This is a genomic window from Variovorax sp. R-27, from assembly GCF_049913215.1.
In the GTDB taxonomy this organism is placed as follows: Bacteria; Pseudomonadota; Gammaproteobacteria; order Burkholderiales; family Burkholderiaceae_C; genus Variovorax.
In genome coordinates this window covers 6,227,501-6,244,025 of the sequence record NZ_CP183984.1, presented here as the reverse complement: position 1 = coordinate 6,244,025, position 16,525 = coordinate 6,227,501, and the positions used below count along the sequence as shown (strand labels likewise).

Annotated in this window: 15 protein-coding genes (1 of these 15 only partly in view); 8 read left to right on the top strand and 7 right to left on the bottom strand. The window is 68.6% G+C overall.

Annotated features, from left to right (window positions below; genetic code table 11):
- Window positions 1-10 precede the first annotated feature (10 nt).
- Together ACN9MV_RS29285 and ACN9MV_RS29280 are read right to left on the bottom strand one after the other, a co-directional pair.
- Window positions 11-289: a BTH_I0359 family protein gene (locus ACN9MV_RS29285; RefSeq protein WP_176929076.1), complete on the bottom strand. Its 279-nt coding sequence runs from the start codon at window positions 287-289 to the stop codon at window positions 11-13.
- Between the two features lie 147 nt (window positions 290-436).
- A complete protein-coding gene (locus ACN9MV_RS29280) occupies window positions 437-1,627 on the bottom strand; it encodes a DUF3108 domain-containing protein (RefSeq protein WP_426390568.1) in 1,191 nt (396 codons plus the stop codon).
- A gap of 141 nt (window positions 1,628-1,768) precedes the next feature.
- Here ACN9MV_RS29280 and ACN9MV_RS29275 point away from each other — a divergent pair, with 141 nt between their 5' ends.
- Complete coding sequence (locus tag ACN9MV_RS29275; protein ID WP_093078929.1) at window positions 1,769-2,845, top strand: fumarylacetoacetate hydrolase family protein; 1,077 nt, start codon at window positions 1,769-1,771, stop codon at window positions 2,843-2,845.
- A 9-nt stretch (window positions 2,846-2,854) separates the two neighbouring features.
- Here ACN9MV_RS29275 and ACN9MV_RS29270 read toward each other — a convergent pair whose 3' ends face one another.
- Window positions 2,855-3,634 (bottom strand): helix-turn-helix transcriptional regulator, encoded by a 780-nt coding sequence (locus tag ACN9MV_RS29270; protein WP_093078927.1) that lies wholly within the window; start codon window positions 3,632-3,634, stop codon window positions 2,855-2,857.
- 89 nt (window positions 3,635-3,723) lie between these two features.
- Here ACN9MV_RS29270 and ACN9MV_RS29265 point away from each other — a divergent pair, with 89 nt between their 5' ends.
- The 3 genes from ACN9MV_RS29265 to ACN9MV_RS29255 are packed head-to-tail and all read left to right on the top strand — an operon-like array spanning window position 3,724 to window position 6,686.
- Window positions 3,724-5,466 (top strand): FAD-dependent monooxygenase, encoded by a 1,743-nt coding sequence (locus ACN9MV_RS29265; protein ID WP_426390567.1) that lies wholly within the window; start codon window positions 3,724-3,726, stop codon window positions 5,464-5,466.
- Window positions 5,463-5,675: a DUF2783 domain-containing protein gene (locus tag ACN9MV_RS29260; RefSeq protein WP_093059947.1), complete on the top strand. Its 213-nt coding sequence runs from the start codon at window positions 5,463-5,465 to the stop codon at window positions 5,673-5,675. The genes ACN9MV_RS29265 and ACN9MV_RS29260 overlap by 4 nt, the downstream gene beginning before the upstream one ends.
- 36 nt (window positions 5,676-5,711) lie before the next feature.
- The gene (locus tag ACN9MV_RS29255; protein ID WP_426390566.1) at window positions 5,712-6,686 is read left to right on the top strand and encodes a Bug family tripartite tricarboxylate transporter substrate binding protein; all 975 of its coding nucleotides are present in this window, start codon (window positions 5,712-5,714) and stop codon (window positions 6,684-6,686) included.
- 21 nt (window positions 6,687-6,707) lie between these two features.
- On the opposite strand, the gene ACN9MV_RS29250 is transcribed toward ACN9MV_RS29255, so the two are convergent.
- The gene (locus ACN9MV_RS29250; RefSeq protein WP_426390565.1) at window positions 6,708-7,883 is read right to left on the bottom strand and encodes a toxin-antitoxin system YwqK family antitoxin; all 1,176 of its coding nucleotides are present in this window, start codon (window positions 7,881-7,883) and stop codon (window positions 6,708-6,710) included.
- Window position 7,884: 1 nt separating this feature from the next.
- On the bottom strand, window positions 7,885-8,298 hold the full coding sequence (locus tag ACN9MV_RS29245) for a VOC family protein (RefSeq protein WP_093178403.1): 414 nt from the start codon (window positions 8,296-8,298) through the stop codon (window positions 7,885-7,887).
- Window positions 8,299-8,467: 169 nt separating this feature from the next.
- Here ACN9MV_RS29245 and ACN9MV_RS29240 point away from each other — a divergent pair, with 169 nt between their 5' ends.
- The 4 genes from ACN9MV_RS29240 (at window position 8,468) to ACN9MV_RS29225 (ending at window position 13,346) form a co-directional block, all read left to right on the top strand.
- On the top strand, window positions 8,468-9,622 hold the full coding sequence (locus ACN9MV_RS29240; RefSeq protein ID WP_426390564.1) for a TraB/GumN family protein: 1,155 nt from the start codon (window positions 8,468-8,470) through the stop codon (window positions 9,620-9,622).
- A gap of 9 nt (window positions 9,623-9,631) precedes the next feature.
- Window positions 9,632-10,003, top strand: coding sequence for a DUF2946 family protein (locus ACN9MV_RS29235; RefSeq protein WP_093079084.1), 372 nt, complete (start codon window positions 9,632-9,634; stop codon window positions 10,001-10,003).
- Between the two features lie 116 nt (window positions 10,004-10,119).
- Entirely contained in the window at window positions 10,120-12,408 is a 2,289-nt protein-coding gene (locus ACN9MV_RS29230) for a TonB-dependent receptor (RefSeq protein WP_426390563.1), read from the top strand.
- Between the two features lie 29 nt (window positions 12,409-12,437).
- Window positions 12,438-13,346 (top strand): copper chaperone PCu(A)C, encoded by a 909-nt coding sequence (locus ACN9MV_RS29225; RefSeq protein WP_426390562.1) that lies wholly within the window; start codon window positions 12,438-12,440, stop codon window positions 13,344-13,346.
- A gap of 6 nt (window positions 13,347-13,352) precedes the next feature.
- Here the strand turns inward: ACN9MV_RS29225 and ACN9MV_RS29220 are convergent, their stop codons facing one another.
- Together ACN9MV_RS29220 and ACN9MV_RS29215 are read right to left on the bottom strand one after the other, a co-directional pair.
- A complete protein-coding gene (locus tag ACN9MV_RS29220) occupies window positions 13,353-15,068 on the bottom strand; it encodes a phospholipase D family protein (RefSeq protein ID WP_426390561.1) in 1,716 nt (571 codons plus the stop codon).
- 95 nt (window positions 15,069-15,163) lie between these two features.
- Window positions 15,164-16,525: the 3' portion of an ATP-binding cassette domain-containing protein gene (locus ACN9MV_RS29215; protein ID WP_426390560.1), read on the bottom strand. Its footprint extends 543 nt past the window's final position; only the last 1,362 of its 1,905 coding nucleotides appear in the window; the start codon falls outside the window, past its right edge; it ends in the stop codon at window positions 15,164-15,166.

Genomic DNA, 16,525 nt, shown 5'->3' with positions numbered 1-16,525 from the left:
GGTTTTCGGCTCAGTGCACCAACACGGGGGTGTGGGCCAGCTCGGCATAGCCTTCGAGCGTGTCTTCGACCTCTTCCTGGGTGGGAGTGTTGAGCTGCCAGGCGGCGATCTGCTGCTGGAACAGTTCGGCCCAGGAGCCGTCGAGGTATACCTCCTTGCCCGAACGCTTGTCCACGATCTCGAAGCCATGGCGCTCCAGAACCGGCACATTCGGCTGCGCGGGCTCCTCGCCTTCATTGGGCTGCACGTGTACGACGACGAAAGACTCCGAGTCATAAAGCATGTTCATGGCGGGCCCTGTGAGTATGTCGATGGCGTTCATGGGGTTTAGATAGCAATCAACGCGCCAGTTTCAAGATAGGTTGTCTATTTGTAAAACCAACAGGCTAATCGGCATATCTCCAGGACCTTTTGCTTCGATAGTGTGACTTTCTCCTCAATTCGAGGGGCCTGCGGGTAGGGGTTTGCGCAATTGGGCGTCAGCGAAGTCGCCGTTTGCTTCCGTCTGCCTGATGCGCACGGGCAGATAACCGTACGCCGGCGCAAGCCAGAGCTCCAGTTTTCTATCGAAATCCCGGCGCGGGTTGCGGGTGAGCTTGCGCGCGGTGTATTCGCCGGCCGGGAGGGCTATCTTTTCCTCTTCGCCGACCACGAAGACCCAGACGTCGGCATCGCGTGGCCCCACGGTCTGGACCGAGATCCGGGTGCCCGCCGGATAGCGATCCGGGCTGGCCGCCAGCAGGCCGCCGAGCTGCATCATGACGCTCATGCGGTCCTGCGCGCCGGCCAGCAGGGGCACGGGGGGCGTGTTGTTGCTGAACACGATCTGCCCCTGGTCGCGCACGAAATGCGACGCCACCTCGGCCTTGCGGCTTTCGGAGTACCGCTCGGGCTCTAGGCCGGAGGGGCCGATGCGGCCGGTGCTGTGCCAGTTGAGCAGGGTGAAGAACACCGCCTTGAGCGTCAGCCGCCCATCGTAGCGGGAGCCATCCTGCAGCCAGACGAGCTCACCGAACACGCCCCGCTGCGGGGAGGCCCCCACCTGGCCCGTGGCTTCGAAATCGAGCGTGACCGAACCGGGGATCCTCAGCGCCTGGGTGCCGGCGATGGTTCCCGAGGCTTCGCTGCCGCCGGCCGTCTTGGTGCCGCTGCCCGTGCCACCGGCAGGGGAAGACGCACCAGCCGGGGCGCTGGCGGCTGCTTCGGGCGGTGCTGCTCCTGAATCGGGAGCAGCCTGGGCCGTCAGGTCGGGTGTTTCCGGAGCAGGGGGCACGGAAGCGTCTGGCTCCGGCGCCGGCGTAACGGCCGCAGGAGCCGGCTTCGGACGGGGCGCCGACGGCTCGCGGGGCCGGCGCGGCTTGGGCGGCGGTGCTGGCTTGGCTTCCGCCGGGGCGGCAGCCGGCGCAGCGGGCTTTTCAGAAGCCGGCGGCGCGATCACGATCGTCCGCGTGCTGAACTTGCTCGCCAGTGGCGAGGGTTCCGGCCCGATGGCCACCGGCGCCAGCCCGAGCACCAGCAGGTGGATCAGCGCCACCAGCAGCGTCAGACCGATCAGCACCCGCCACGACGGACGCCCGGGCAGGCCGGGAGGCAGCAAGGAAGAAGGAGGGGCGACGAGCGTCGACATCAGTGTGTGGAGTGAGGCGCCGGCCCGGAGGTTCACGAAGACCACCTCGGTACACTGCCGCCCGTTCAACCAGTTTAAGTGGGAGCGGCGCCCGGCCTCGTGCACGCGCCGTGTCCCGCGCCATCACGCACGCACCGCATCATGAAACTCGCCACCCTGAAGGACGGCTCGCGCGACGGCCAGCTCGTCGTTGTCTCGCGCGACCTCACGCTCGCCCACTACGCCACCGGCATCGCGAGCCGGCTGCAGCAGGTGCTGGACGACTGGGGCTTCATGAGCCCGCAGCTGCAGGACCTGTACGACTCCCTCAACACCGGCCGCGCGCGCCACGCCTTCCCCTTCGATCCGTCGATGTGCATGGCCCCGCTGCCGCGCGCCTACCAGTGGGCGGATGGCTCGGCCTACATCAACCACGTCGAGCTGGTGCGCAAGGCGCGCAACGCCGAAGTGCCCGAGAGCTTCTACACCGACCCGCTGATGTACCAGGGCGGCAGCGACGACTTCCTCGGCCCGACCGACGACGTGATCGTGCCCAGCGAAGCCATGGGCATCGACTTCGAGGCCGAGATCGCCGTCATCACCGGCGACGTGCGCATGGGCTCCACGCCCGACCAGGCGCTCGACGGCATCCGCCTCGTGATGCTGGCCAACGACGTGAGCCTGCGCAACCTGATTCCGGCCGAGCTGGCCAAGGGCTTCGGCTTCTTCCAGAGCAAGCCCGCCACCGCCTTCAGCCCCGTGGCCGTGACGCTCGACGAGATCGGCGAGGCCTGGCAGGACGGCCGCGTGCACCTGGCGCTGCAAAGCAGCTGGAACGGCCGCAAGGTCGGCATGTGCGACGCCGGCCCGGAGATGACCTTCCACTTCGGCCAGCTCATCGCCCACATCGCCAAGACACGCAACGTGCGCGCCGGCAGCATCGTCGGCAGCGGTACCGTGAGCAACAAGGGCGTGGAGAAGAACGGCCACATGGACTGGCCCAAGGGCTATTCGTGCATCGCCGAGAAGCGCTGCATCGAGACCATCCAGACCGGCCAGCCCTATACCGACTTCATGAAGTTCGGCGACACCATCCGCATCGAGATGAAGGGGCTCGACGGGCGTTCGCTGTTCGGCGCGATCGACCAGGAGATCGTGTCGACGGCCGGGCGGCCGAAGGAGGCGCCGGTGTCGCTGGTGAAGCCCGCCCCGGCGCAGGAAGAGACCGCGGAAGACTGAAGCCGCGTTTCAGCCCGGACCGGCACCGCGCAGCAGTTCTTTCTGCGACCGTATCCCCAACCGCCGGAACGCCCGGTACTGATGCGTGCGCACAGTCGTCAGCTCCACGCCGATCTCGCGCGCAGCTTCCTTCGCCGTCTTCCCAGCCATCAGGTGGCCGATGACCTCGCGTTCGCGCAGGCTCAGCCTCAGCAGCCGCGAGGCCAGCGTGGGCTCCACCGCCTCCCTTACGGCCACAGCGCTGCGGCCATGCGCCGCGGTGGCGTCGGCCAGCAGCGTGGCGTGCGCCTCGATGCGCGCGAAGTCCGATGCATCGAACTCCGGCTGCGCGAGGCTGCGGTAGAAGCTCACCGCCACGCGCTGCCCCGTGGGCAGCAGCAACAGCACCGACGCGCGCTCGCGGATGCCGACGTCGCCATAGCAGGCGGCGCGGTAGGCCGGGTCGGCCACTTCGTCGGCGTGCTGGTGGCCCAGCCATAGCTGCGCGCGTTTCGGCAGCTTGCGCGCAGCGAGCCAGGCCATGTTCGGGTCGAGCAGGTCGAAGCGCTGCGCCACATAGCGTTCGGTGGTGCGCTCTGCCGTGCTGCCGTAGCTGCTGGCGGCAGACACCGCCTCGATGCGGCCGGTGGCATCGACCACGAACACGGTGCAGAAAGTCACCGGCATCACGCGCTGCATCGCCTTGAGGTAGCTGGTTGCCAGATGCGGCGTGCCCACGCCGGAGAGCACGTCGCCGACGACGGCTGCGGCCAGCGCGGTGTCGGTCGGGTGGATGCGCCAGCGTCTCATGCGTGAAGAAAAAGAAGAGCAGTTCGGGTAAGTACCTCGTACGAAGTTATGACATTGACGGCCCCCGCGCATCGGGACAATCCCGTCGGATGACGAACTCTCCCGATGCCGCCAGCGGCCCCGTGCCTCCGCCGGCCAGCGCCACTGAACTGCCGCCGTCGGTCGGCGCCTTCCACTACACGCGCTACAAGCCCTGGACGCCGCCGCTCGAAGAAGGCGGTATCGAACCCGGCCGCCATCCAGTGGTGATCGCGGGCGGTGGGCCGGTCGGCATGGCGCTTGCGCTGGGGCTCGCGAGCCACGGCGTGCGCAGCGTGATCCTCGAAGCCGACGACACGGTGTGCGTGGGCAGCCGCGCGGCCTGCATCTCGCGGCGCAGCCTTGAAATCATGGAGCGGCTCGGCGTACTGCCCGGCTTCATGGCCAAGGGCCTGCCGTGGACTGGCGGTCGCAGCTTCTACAAGACGGCCGAAGTGTTCCGCTTCGAGATGCCGCACGACGCGCAGCAAAAGCTGCCGCCGATGATCAACCTCGAGCAGTACTACGCCGAGCACTATCTGCTGGAGGAAATCTTCCGCCGCAACGAGCAGACGCCGGGGCTCATCGACATCCGCTGGGGCACCGAGCTCACCGGTCTCGCGCAAAGCGATGAGGGCGTGACGCTCGACGTGCGCAACGTCGAAGGCGCCTACCGGCTGCACGGACAGTGGCTCGCGGCCTGCGACGGCGGCCAGAGCTTCGTGCGCAAGGCGATGGGGCTCGCGCTCGAGGGCACGGGCTATGAAGGCCGCTACGTGATCATCGACATAGAGCTGCACAGCGGCCATCCCACCGAGCGCCGCGCGTGGTTCGACCCACCGTGGAACCCCGGCTCGACCGTGCTGATGCATCGCCAGCCCGACGACATCTGGCGCATCGACTACCAGCTGCGCCCCGGCCAGAGCACCGAAGAAGCGCTGCAGCCGCCGGCTGTGGCCGAGTTCGTGCAGCGCCACCTCGACGCCATCGGCGAAGGCCACCTGCCGTGGAAGACGGTGTGGACCTCGGTCTACCGCGCCGGCGCGATGACGCTCGACAGCTATCGCCACGGCCGCGTCGTGTTCGCGGGCAACGCGGCGCATGCAATGCCGATCTTCGGCGTGCGTGGGCTTAACTCGGGCTTCGACGATGCGGACAACCTCGCGTGGAAGCTGGCGTTCGTGGCCAGGGGCTTGTCAGATGCGGCGCTGCTCGACTCGTACTCGCATGAGCGCATCGCGGCCTTCCACGTGAACGCCGAGAACGCGATGCGCAGCACCGAGTTCATGTCGCCGCCATCGCGGGGCTTCGACCTGCTGCGCGAGGCGGCGCTGTCGCTGTCGGAAGCGCATCGCGGCATTGCGCAGCTCATCAATCCGCGCCAGACGCAGGCCGTGCGCTATGTCGATTCGCCACTGTCTAGCGAGGGTGACGGACTGCCGACGGGTCCGCTGCCGGGCGAGGTGATGCCCGAGCAACAACTCGCGCAAGGCCACCTCACCGACTGGATCGCGCCGACCTTCACGCTGCTGGTGCTGCGGCCCGATGTGGCCCCGCTGCCTGCAGCCGACATTGCGCAGGCACTGCAGGGCGCGCTGCCCTTCGTCGTGCGCAGCATCGCGGCCCCGGGCATCGACGGCGTCGACGGCGCCGACGCGCATGCATCTCCCGCCGTCTTCGAAGCGCTCGGCGCGCAAGACGGCGCGGTCTACCTGCTGCGTCCCGATGGCCACGTGGCCGCGCGCTGGCATCGCCTGCCGCCCGGCGCCCTGCAACCTGCACTGGCCCGCGCGGCCCAGGAGCCCCTCGCATGACCACGACACCGCTGAACCCCGACGCCCGCGACCGCCTCTATGCCGAGTGCGCACGCGCCATCACCGAGGCGGGCGCCGAGCGCGAATCGCTGTTCCTGGCGCGGCTTGCGCTGCTGCTGTTCGAGCAGGTCGGCGACGAGGCGCGCTGCCGCGCCGCGCTGGCCGATGCGCTGCACGAGCTGCCCGTACCATCGCTGTCCGCTTCCTGATTTCCAAACCAATTACAAACGACTGGAGACTGATCCATGGATCGCCGCACCCTTCTCGCCACGCTCGCTTCCGGCGCCGCAGTGGCCGCCACGCCTTTCGCCCACGCGCAGGAGTACCCCGCGCAGCTCATCAAGTGGGTTGTGCCCTATCCGGCGGGCGGCGGCACCGACGTGATCGCGCGCGTGCTGGCCGAATCGATGCGCCAGACGCTGGGCCAGCAGATCGTGGTCGACAACCGCCCCGGCGCCTCGACCAACATCGGCGCCGACCTGGTCGCCAAGAGCAAGCCCGACGGCTACACGATCCTCTCGGCCGACAACGCGGTGCTGGCCTTCAACGAGCACCTGTTCAGCAAGCTGCCGTTCAACCCCGAAAGAGACTTCACCTACATCGGCGCGATCGGCAAGTTTCCGCTCGCGCTGGTGGTGCATCCGGACTTCCCGGCGAAGAACTTCAAGGAGTTCCTGGCCTACGTGAAGGCCAATCCCGGCAAGGTCAACTACGCCTCGCCCGGCAACGGCTCGCCGCACCACCTGGCAATGGAAATGTTCAAGGTGCGCACCGGCACCTTCATCACCCACATTCCGTACCGCGGCGCGGCGCCGGCCATGGCCGACGTGATGGGCGGGCAGGTGCCCTGCATGTTCCTCGACCTGGCCTCGGGCCTGTCGATCATGCAGAGCAACAAGGTGCGGGTGCTGGCCATCGGCTCGGGCGCGCGCAGCAAGCTGCTGCCCAACGTGCCGACGCTGGCCGAAGTTGGCGTGCCCAACACCGAAGTGTTCGCGTTCCAGGGCATCCTCGGCCCGGCCGGCCTGCCGCCCGCGGTGGTGAACAAGCTCAACGGCGACCTGAACAAGGCATTCGGCACGCCCGCCGTGCAGAAGCGTTTCGAAGACTTCGGCATGGAGGCGATGCCGGGCTCGCCGGCGCAGTTCGCGGCGCTGTCGCGCGCGGAGTCGAAGCGCTGGGGCCCGATCATCAAGCAGGCCGGCATCAAGCTGGACTGATGCCGGCAACCGGCGTTTGCCCTAGCGGGTAAACGCCTTTCGCGAGCCGTCTTCGAAGACTTCGTCGTCCCGCTGCAATTCGCCGCTTTCGTCCCAGGTGCGCTCGCGCGTCACGCGGCCCTTGGCGTCGAAGCTCGACTCGGCCAGCAGCGTGCCCTTCTCGCTGAAGCGCTGGTGGGTGCCGACCGGAATCTGCCGGTTGCGGCCCGCGATCTCGTAGCGGCCCTGCGCGGCGCGCTGGCCGCTGTCGTAGAACTCGGTGATCTCGACCGCGCGCGCGTCGCCGCTGCCGCTGTATGCCGACTTGCTGCGCGGCTGGCCGTTGAGGTAGTAGCCGTCGTCGACGATCGGCTCGCCCGCGCTGTTCCAGCGCTGGTCGCGCACCAGCGTGCCTTTTTCGGAGAAGGCCTGCTCGCGCACGCGGATGCTCGCGCGCTCGACCAGCAGGTACACCGTCTCGCGGCGCTTGATGCCTTCGGACGAGTAGTTCTGCTCGGTGCGCTGGTTGCCCACGGTTTCGTCCAGCGATGCGGTCTTGCCGTTGTCGTAGAAGCTCTGCGAGCGCACCCGCTTGCCCGACACGAAAGAAAGCCGCGAACGCAGGCTGCCGCGCGCGTCGAACAGGTCGACCTGCGACGGGCCGGTGCCCGTGAAGCCGCAGAGCTTGGCGTCGTCCGCCACCGGCGCGAGCGTGGGCGCGTCCGCGCAGCGCAGGGCCGAAAGCTGGCCGTTCTCGGTGAATTCGACCGACGCGCGTTCGCTGCCGCTGCCGGTGTCGGGATAGAAGATGGCGCGCCGCAGCTTGCCGTCGGGGTAGAAGTTGCGCACCAGCCCGCGCTCCTGGCCGTCGTCGTAGGTGGCGTCGCGCAGCACGCGGCCCGTGGGCGAGAACTCGCGGGCGCGGCCGTGCAGGTTGCCCTTGGCGTTGAGGCTGTGCTCCTTGGCGAGCTTGCCCTTCTCGTAGATGCGCACCAGGCCCATCGACACGCCGTTCTGGATCTGCTCTTCGCGCTGCAGCTCGCCGGTTGCGTGGTCCTTGCAGCGCAGCAGGCCGGTCTTGCCGGCGGTGCTGCTGCCGTTGGCCGGGTTCACGCTGCGGCCGTTGAGCTCGCAGTCGAGCTGGGCATGCGCCGCCGTGGCACAGAGGAGTGCGAAGAGTGCGGCGGCGCCGCGAGGGGCGATCCGGCGCGGGGTCATTTCACTTGTCGTACAGCGTTTCGAGGGAGCGCAAGCCCTTGATCTCGATCGGGTTGCCGAACGGGTCGAAGAAGAACATCGTCCATTGCTCGCCCGGCTGGCCCTCGAAGCGCACCTGCGGCTTCAGCACGAACTCGGTGCCGGCGGCTTCGAGCCGCGCGGCCATTGCCTGCCAGTCGGGCAGGGCCAGCGCGAGGCCGAAGTGCGGCATCGGCACCATCACGTCGCCGACGCGGCCGGTGCGGGCGGTGGCGAAGGGCTCGCCGAGGTGGAGGGAAATCTGGTGGCCGAAGAAGTCGAAGTCGACCCAGGTGTCGGTGCTGCGGCCTTCGGCGCAGCCGAGCACGTCGCCATAGAAGCGGCGGGCGCCGTCGAGGTCGCGAACGTTGAAGGCAAGGTGGAAGATGCTCTGCATGGTTTCGGATTATGGGCAGCGGTGCTGTGAGAATGCCGGACTTTCTTTCATCGTGGAGCAAGCCTTGCGGATACTCCGGGTCCTCGCCGCGCGGATGCGCGGCATGCATGTCATCGCGCGGATGCGCGACATCCTCTCTCTTCTTCCTTCCGCGCCGGATTTCCGGCGCATGCCACGCCAGATCCTGGCTGGCGCGTGCTGTGTGTTCAGCTTCGCGGCGGCACATGCCGCCTGCCCACCATCGGCCATCGCCAGCCTCGAGAAGCCGGGCATGGGCGTGCGCAACGGCGTCGACCGCGGGGTGCTCTGGCGCATCGAGCGCGACGGGCGCACCTCGTGGCTCTACGGCACCATCCACGTCGGCCGCGGCGACTGGGTGCGACCCGGCCCGACCATCCAGAAGGCGCTGACGCAGAGCGACACCCTCGCGCTGGAACTCGACCTGCGCGACGAGGCCACCGCCCGCGCCATGGCCCGGCCGGCCGACCCGGAGCTGCTGGCGCGCATGCTCAGCGGCGAGCGCGCCCGCCGGCTGGAGCGCCAGAACTCTGAAGCTTGCGTGCCGCCGGGAACGCTGTCGAAGCTGCAGCCGATCCTGCAGGTCACGGCGCTGGCCGGCCTGGCGGGGCGTGCCGATGGGCTGTACCCGGAATTCGGCGTGGACGAGACGCTGGCGGTCTCCGCCCGCAACAGCAGCAAGCCGATCGTCGCGCTCGAAAACGCGGCTGAACAGATCAAGGTGCTGACGGGCGAGTCCGAAGCCGAAGAAGCCGAGCAGGTCGATGCGGCACTCGACGAGCTGGAGTCCGGCAAGCTGCGCGGCCAGCTCAAGGAACTGGCCGATGTCTGGGCGCGCAGCGACGCGGCCAAACTGGCTAGCTATCCCGAGTGGTGCGACTGCCTAAAGACGCCTGCCGAGCAGCGTCTGATGAAGCGCCTGCTCGACGACCGCAACCCGAACCTGGCCGATGGCATCGAGCGCCTGCACGCCGGCGGCAAGGGCGTCTTCGCGGCGGTCGGGGCGTTGCACATGATCGGCCCGCAGGGGTTGCCCACGCTGATGGCTGCGCGCGGCTTCACCGTGACACCGGTGCTGACCAACGCACAGGCGCAGACGGCGCAGCCGATGCCCGCGCTCGCGGCGCCATCGCCCGCGCCAAGGGCCGTGCGCGGCGGCAAGGCCGTGAAGGGCCAGCGCGGGCAGGCGGTGCAGAAGGGCGGCAAATCGACGAAGGCGGCACCCGCCGCCAGGGGCGCCAAGGCCCCCGCCAAAGCGCCAGCCAAGGCCGCGGCCCCTGCCGCCAAGGGCAAAGTGCGCAGATAATCGCCCGCCATGCACGCGTTGCGAACCCACACCCGCTTCCTCGGCCTCGTCGGCCGCTGGGTGCTGCTGTGGTTCGTGATGTCGCTGGGCGTGGCGGTGGCGTCGCCGCTGGTGAATCCGCAGTCGATGGAGCTTGTGTGCTCCAGCGCCGGCTCGATCAAGGTGGTAGTCCACACCGAAGACGGCGCGCAGGAAATGGGCGCCTCGCACATGGACTGCCCGCTGTGCGTGCTGACCGGCGCGCCGCCGCCGGCCATGGCGGTTCCGGTTTTCGATCTTCCCTTGCCGCTGGGCCGCGTGGTCCAGTCCATTCCCGCCGCGCGCCTGGCCGCGGCCACCGCGGCGCCGCTGCCGGCGCGCGGGCCCCCGACTTTCTCCTGACGCTCTCAAAACCATAGCTGCATACGCACGACCGAGTGCGTGTGCGGCCTGTCTGGCTTGAAGTTTCGTGGAGAAGGTTCCTCTTGAAAAAGCATTCCCGCGCCCTGGCGATCGCCATGGCATTTCCTCTTGGCGCGCCCGCGCTGGCGCAGCAGCAGCCCGCCGAAGCGCCTGAAAGCGGCACCGGTGGCCGTTCGCTCAGCACCGTCACCGTGAGCGGCGGCCGGCCGACCTCGCTGCCGGCGCAGATCCCCACCACCATCGAAGGCGTGACGCACGACCAGATCGTCGAAACCGTCAACGCCACCGACAGCGAAGACGCGCTCAAGTACCTGCCGAGCCTGGTCGTGCGCAAGCGCTACATCGGCGACTTCAACCATGCCGTGCTCGCCACCCGCGCCTCGGGCACGGGCAACAGCGCTCGCTCGCTGGTCTATGCCGACGGCATCATGCTGTCGAACCCGCTGGGCAACGGCGCCACCTACGCGCCTCGCTGGGGCATGGTGTCGCCGGAAGAAATCGAGCGGGTCGACGTGCTCTACGGGCCGTTCTCTGCTGCCTACCCCGGCAACTCGGTGGGCGCGGTGGTCGACTACGTGACGCGCATGCCCACGCAGCTGGAGGCGCACGTCAAGCTCAGCGGCTTCGTGTCGAACTTCGATCTGTACAACAGCCATTCCTCCCCGGCCGGCCAGCAGCTCGACCTGTCGCTGGGCAGCCGCAGCGGCGACTGGTCGTGGTGGCTCAGCGCCTCGCGTACTCACAGCAAGGGGCAGGCGCTGGTGTTCGGCAACCGGCTGGTGAGTGCGGGCACGATCGGCAGCGCAGGCACGCCCGTGACCGGCGCGGTGCTGGGGCTGAACCCGTCGAACCAGCCGTGGTGGCTGGTGGGCGGCTCCACCATCTACGACACCACGCAGGAGCAGGCCAAGCTCAAGGTGGCGTACGACTTCTCGCCCACCGTGCGCGCCACCTACACGCTGGGCGCGTGGAACAACACCACGCACGGCGGCGTCGACACCTGGCTGCGCGATGCGCTCGGGCGGCCGGTGTACGGCGGCCGCGTGAACATCGGCGGGCGCACCTACAACCTCGATTCACCGAGCGCCGCGCTCGCACCGACCGAGACCGCGCTCACTCACTACATGCACGGCCTCTCGGTGAAGAGCCACACCGGCGGCGTGTTCGACTGGGAGGTGGCGGCGAGCCTGTTCGACTATTCGAGCGACACCTCGCGCACGCCCACCACGCCGCTGCCGGGCGCCTTCAGCGGCGGGCCGGGCCGCACCACCGACACGGGCGGCTCCGGCTGGAACACCTTCAAGGCGGCCGGCACCTGGCGGCCTACCGGCTCGGCCGAGGGCGTGGGCGCGCACGTGGTCGACTTCGGCTTCCAGCAGGACACGGCGCGCCTGCGCACCAGCGTCGGCAACACGCTCGACTGGATCAACGGATCGCCCGTCACGCCGTTCTCGGCCTTCAACGGCAACACCCGGCTGCAGTCGCTCTACGTGCAGGACACCTGGCGCTTCGCGAAGGACTGGAAGACCACGCTCGGCCTGCGCCACGAGCGCTGGGAAGCCTACGGCGGCCAGCTCGGCAGCGCGGCCACGCTGCTGAACTTTGCGCCGCGCAAGAACAGCTACGACTCGCCCAAGGCCGCCATCGCCTGGCAGGCCACGTCCGACTGGCTCCTCAAGGCCTCGACCGGCCGCGCGGTGCGCATGCCGACGGTGAGCGAGCTCTACCAGGGCTCGATCAGCGGAAACCAGATCATCAACACCAATCCGAACCTGCGCCCCGAACGCTCGTGGACCACCGAGCTCAGCGCCGAGCGCGACCTGAAGGGCTGGGGGCTCGATGGCGTGCTGCGCACCACGCTGTTCTTCGAGAACACGAAGGACGCGCTCTACACGCAGGCCCTCACCAACCTCGTGAGCACGGTGCAGAACGTCGACGCCATCCGCACGCGCGGGCTCGAGGTGGCGATGAATGCGGTCGATGTGGGCGTGCGGGGGCTCGACCTCGGCGGCAGCCTCACGCTGACCCGCTCGAAGATCACCGCCAACAGCGGCTTTCCCGCCAGTGTCGGCCACGACCAGCCGCGCGTGCCGAAGGTGCGAGCCACGCTGCTCGCCACCTACCGGCCGGACGCCAACTGGAGCTACACCGTCGGCGCGCGCTACAGCGGCAAGCAGTACGGCACGCTCGACAACAGCGACCCCAACGGCTTCGCGTACATGGGCTTCTCGAAGTTCTTCGTGGTCGACGCGCGCATACGCTACCGGATCGACAAGCAATGGAGCGCGTCCTTCGGCATCGACAACCTGAACAACAACAAGTACTGGGCCTTTCACCCGTACCCGCAGCGCACCTACGTGGCCGAACTCAAGTTCGACCTTTGACTCTTTCACTCCAACTGCAAGGACACGATATGAACAAGACTTCGATGACCGCCCTCAAGACCGCTGCTGCCTGCGCCATGCTGGGGGGCATGGGCGCCGCCGTGGCGCACGTCACCCTGCCGCCGGGCGGTGCCACCGTCGGTAGCGACTACAACGCCGCTTTCCGTGTCGGCCACGCCTGCGAAGGTGCCAAGGCCACCACCGGCCTCGCCGTGCGCCTGCCCAAGGGCTTCGTGCTGAGCGACGCGCAGGAGCGCAAGGGCTGGAAGCTCGACGTGCAGAAGAGCGGTGATGGCGAAGTGCGCTGGACGGCAGAAAAGCCCGAGAACGCGTTGCCCGGCAGCGAGCGTGCCGAGTTCGTGCTGCGCGGCAAGGTTCCCGCGACGCCCGGCACGCTGTGGTTCAAGGTGCTGCAGACCTGCGATACCGGCGTGGCCGACTGGGCCGAGGTGCCGGCCTCGGGCAGCTCGACCGCCGGCCTGAAGAGCCCGGCCGCCAAGCTGAACGTGGTGGCGCAGGGCGTGGCCACGGTCGACGTGCGCGACGGCTGGGTGCGCCAGTCGGTGCCGGGCCAGAGCGGCACCGGTGCCTTCATGAAGCTCACTGCGCCCACCGGCGTGAAGCTGGTGAGCATCTCCACCCCGGCCGCCGGCATTGCCGAAGTGCACGAGATGAAGATGGAAGGCGACACCATGAAGATGCGCGAACTGACCGGCGGCCTCGACCTGCCCGCGGGCCAGACCGTCGAGCTCAAGCCCGGCGGCTATCACGTGATGATGATGGACCTGAAGGGCGCGCTGGCCAAGGGCGGGACCGTGCCGATGACGCTGAAGTTCGAGGACGCCAAGGGCGTGAAGACCGCGCTGGACGTGACGCTGCCGGTGGGGGCGCCCGAAGGTGCCGATGCAGGCGGTTCGGCGCACCAGCACAAGCACTGACGGCGTCTATAGCAGCTGGTCGGGCGCCAGCGGCCCGAAGAGCTTGAGCAGCAGCCGCAGCGTGGCGCTGGCATCGGGCTCGGTGGTGGTGTCCTTCAGGCCGCTGCCCTCGGGCGCGCGCCACAGCAGGGAGCCGTCGACCAGCTCGACATGCCACGAGCGCTCGCGCATGCCGCGTTCGATCTGCTCGGACGCGGCGCGCGAGAGTTCGTTGCTGCGGATCAGCAGCGCGATCTCGGTGTTCTGCAGTTGCGATCGCAGGTCGAGGTTCATCGAGCCGACCACCAGCAGACGGCCGTCCATCACCAGCACCTTGGAGTGCAGCATGGCGCGCGATTCGCCGGTGGCGCTGCTGCCGCCCGAGGAGCCGAAGACGTTGCCGAAGCCCGCCTGCTCGCTGCGCAGTTCGTAGAGCTCGATGCCCATTCCGAGCAACTCCTCGCGGTGGCGCGCGTAGCCCACGTGCGCCACCGGCGCGTCGTTCGAGGCCAGCGAGTTGGTCAGCACGCGGATGCGCACGCCCCGGGTGCGGGCTGCGGAAAAGGCTTGCAGCATGTCTTTTCCGGGCACGAAGTAGGGCGAGATGATGAGCAGGTCGGCGCGCGCCTGGCCGATCAGCTGCAGCAGGCCTTCGACCACGGTGTCGCCGCTGGCGGCCAGATCGGACGCGGCTTCCAGCGAGGCCGCACCGGGCGAGGTGCCGGCCTTGTCGCCGGGCCGGCTGACCACGAGGCCCGGCGCCTTCGCGCTTTCGGGGCCCGAGTCGGCGGGGATCTTGCCGGGCTTGTCCGCCAACATCGCGGCCGGCGCCCAGACGAAGGTGGCGGTGCGCAGGTCCAGCGGCTTCTCGTCCCAGGCGCGGGCGCGCTGTTCGGCGGTGGGAGGGGCGTTGTCCGAGGCTTTCTGCTGGCTGGCAGATTCCTCGGCCAGCTCCTGGTCGGCCTTTCTCGCGCGGTCGCGCATGGCCTGCAGCTCCTCGCGCGTGACCAGCGATTGCACCGGGTAGGCGCGCTCGTTGTTCCAGTAGCTGTCGAAGCTGCGCGAGAGGTCTTGCACGATGGGTCCGGCCGCCAGCACGTCGACATCGACGAAGTTGCCGTTTGTCGCGTTGCCGAAATACGCATCGCCGAGGTTGCGCCCGCCCGTGACGCCGAGCACGTTGTCGGCCAGGAACAGCTTGTTGTGCATGCGCTGCTGGATGCGCGAGGCGTCATCGATCGAGTTGAGCAGGCGGCTGAAGGTGGAGTCGCGCGAGCCGGCCAGCGGGTTGAACAGGCGCATCTCGATGTTCGGTATGAAGGCCAGGCCCAGCACCAATGCGTCGCGGCCGGTGGTGTGGAAGTCGTCGAGCAGCACGCGCACCCGCACGCCGCGCTCGGCCGCCGAGCGCAGGCCGCGCAGCAGGCGGCCGGTGCTGGCATCGGCGTGGATCGCGTAGTACTGCAGGTCCAGCGTCTTCTGGGCACCCTCGATCAGCGCGAGCCGGCTGCCGTAGGCGGCCTGCGGACCGCCCAGGAGCAGGAAGCCGGATTCATAGCGGGCCTTGTCGGTCTGCCGGCGCTGCTGCACCAGATCGGCCATCGCGGTGCCGGCGGCTGGTGAGGCGAGAGCGGTCGAGACGGGCCGGTCGACGTTCTGGGGCAGCTGTGCGCAGGCACAGAGGATCAGCAGCGCGAGAAGCGCAGTGGAACGGCGCAAGAACGTCTGGAAGGAAAAAGGCATGCGGCTTTCCCGGGGCTTGGAAGGGTGAGCCGCATATATAGCCTAGTCGGCGCCCGCCCGGCGTCGGACGGGCGGACGATCGGCGCCGACGGGTGTCAGCGTCCGGCGGTGAGCTCTTCCTGGCGCTCCAGGGCGGAGAGCAGTTCGTCGTCGATCCTGGCGTGGCGCTCGGCCAGTTCGGCGGCGCGCGACGCGTCGCTGGCGTAGATGGCGCCGCCGTCGAGTTCGAGCATTTCGGTGATGCGGGTCTGCTCGGCTTCGAGTGCTGCGATCTGGGCGGGGAGGGTGTCGAGTTCTCGCTGCTCTTTATAGGAGAGCTTCTTGCGGGCGCCTGCAGCCTTGGGGGCGGAGGCTTCCGCCGCGGCCGGGGCGGGTGCGGGGGCTGGCGTCGGGGCGGGTGCCGCGGCCGCGCGCTGCTCGGCGATCTCTCGGGCGCGCTTGGACTGGATCAGCCAGTCCTGCACGCTGCCTTCGTACTCGCGCCAGCTGCCGTCGCCTTCGTAGGCAATGGTGCTGGTGACCACGTTGTCGAGGAAGGTCCGGTCGTGGCTCACGAGGAACACGGTGCCGTCGTAGTCCTGCAGCAGGTTTTCGAGCAGTTCCAGGGTGTCGATGTCGAGGTCGTTGGTCGGCTCGTCGAGCACCAGCACGTTGGCCGGGCGCGCGAACAGGCGCGCCAGCAGCAGGCGGTTGCGCTCCCCGCCGCTGAGCGAGCGCACGGGGGAGTTGGCACGCGCGGGGGAGAAGAGGAAGTCCGAGAGGTAGCTCTTGACGTGCTTCTTCTGCGAGCCGATCTCGATCCACTCGCTGCCGGGGCTGATGAAGTCTTCCAGGGTGGCGTCGAGGTCGAGCTTGTCGCGCATCTGGTCGAAGTACGCCACCTGCAGGTTGGTGCCCCGGCGGATCTTGCCGCTGTCGGGTTCGAGCTCACCCAGGATCAGCTTCAGCAGGGTCGTCTTGCCCGCGCCGTTGGGGCCGAGCAGCCCGACCTTGTCGCCGCGCAGGATGGTGCCGCTGAACTTGCGGATGACGGTCTTTTCGCCGAAGGATTTGGTGGCCTCGGTGAGCTCGGCCACGATCTTGCCGCTGGACTGGCCGGAGGCCACGTCCATGTTGACGCTGCCTTGCACCTCCCGGCGGGCGGCGCGGCTGGCGCGCAGTTCCTGCAGGCGGCTGATGCGGCTCTGGCTTCGGGTGCGGCGGGCTTCCACGCCCTTGCGGATCCAGATTTCTTCCTGGGCCAGGAGCTTGTCGGCCTTGGCGCTGATGACGGCCTCCTGGGCGAGCTGCTCTTCCTTCTGCAGCAGGTATTGCTCGAAGTTGCCGGGGTAGGAGCCCAGCTTGCCTCGGTCCAGCTCCACGATGCGGGTGGCGACGCGGTTCAGGAAGCTGCGGTCATGGGTGACAGTAACGACGCTGCCCTTGAAGTCGATCAGCAGCTGTTCGAGCCATTCGAT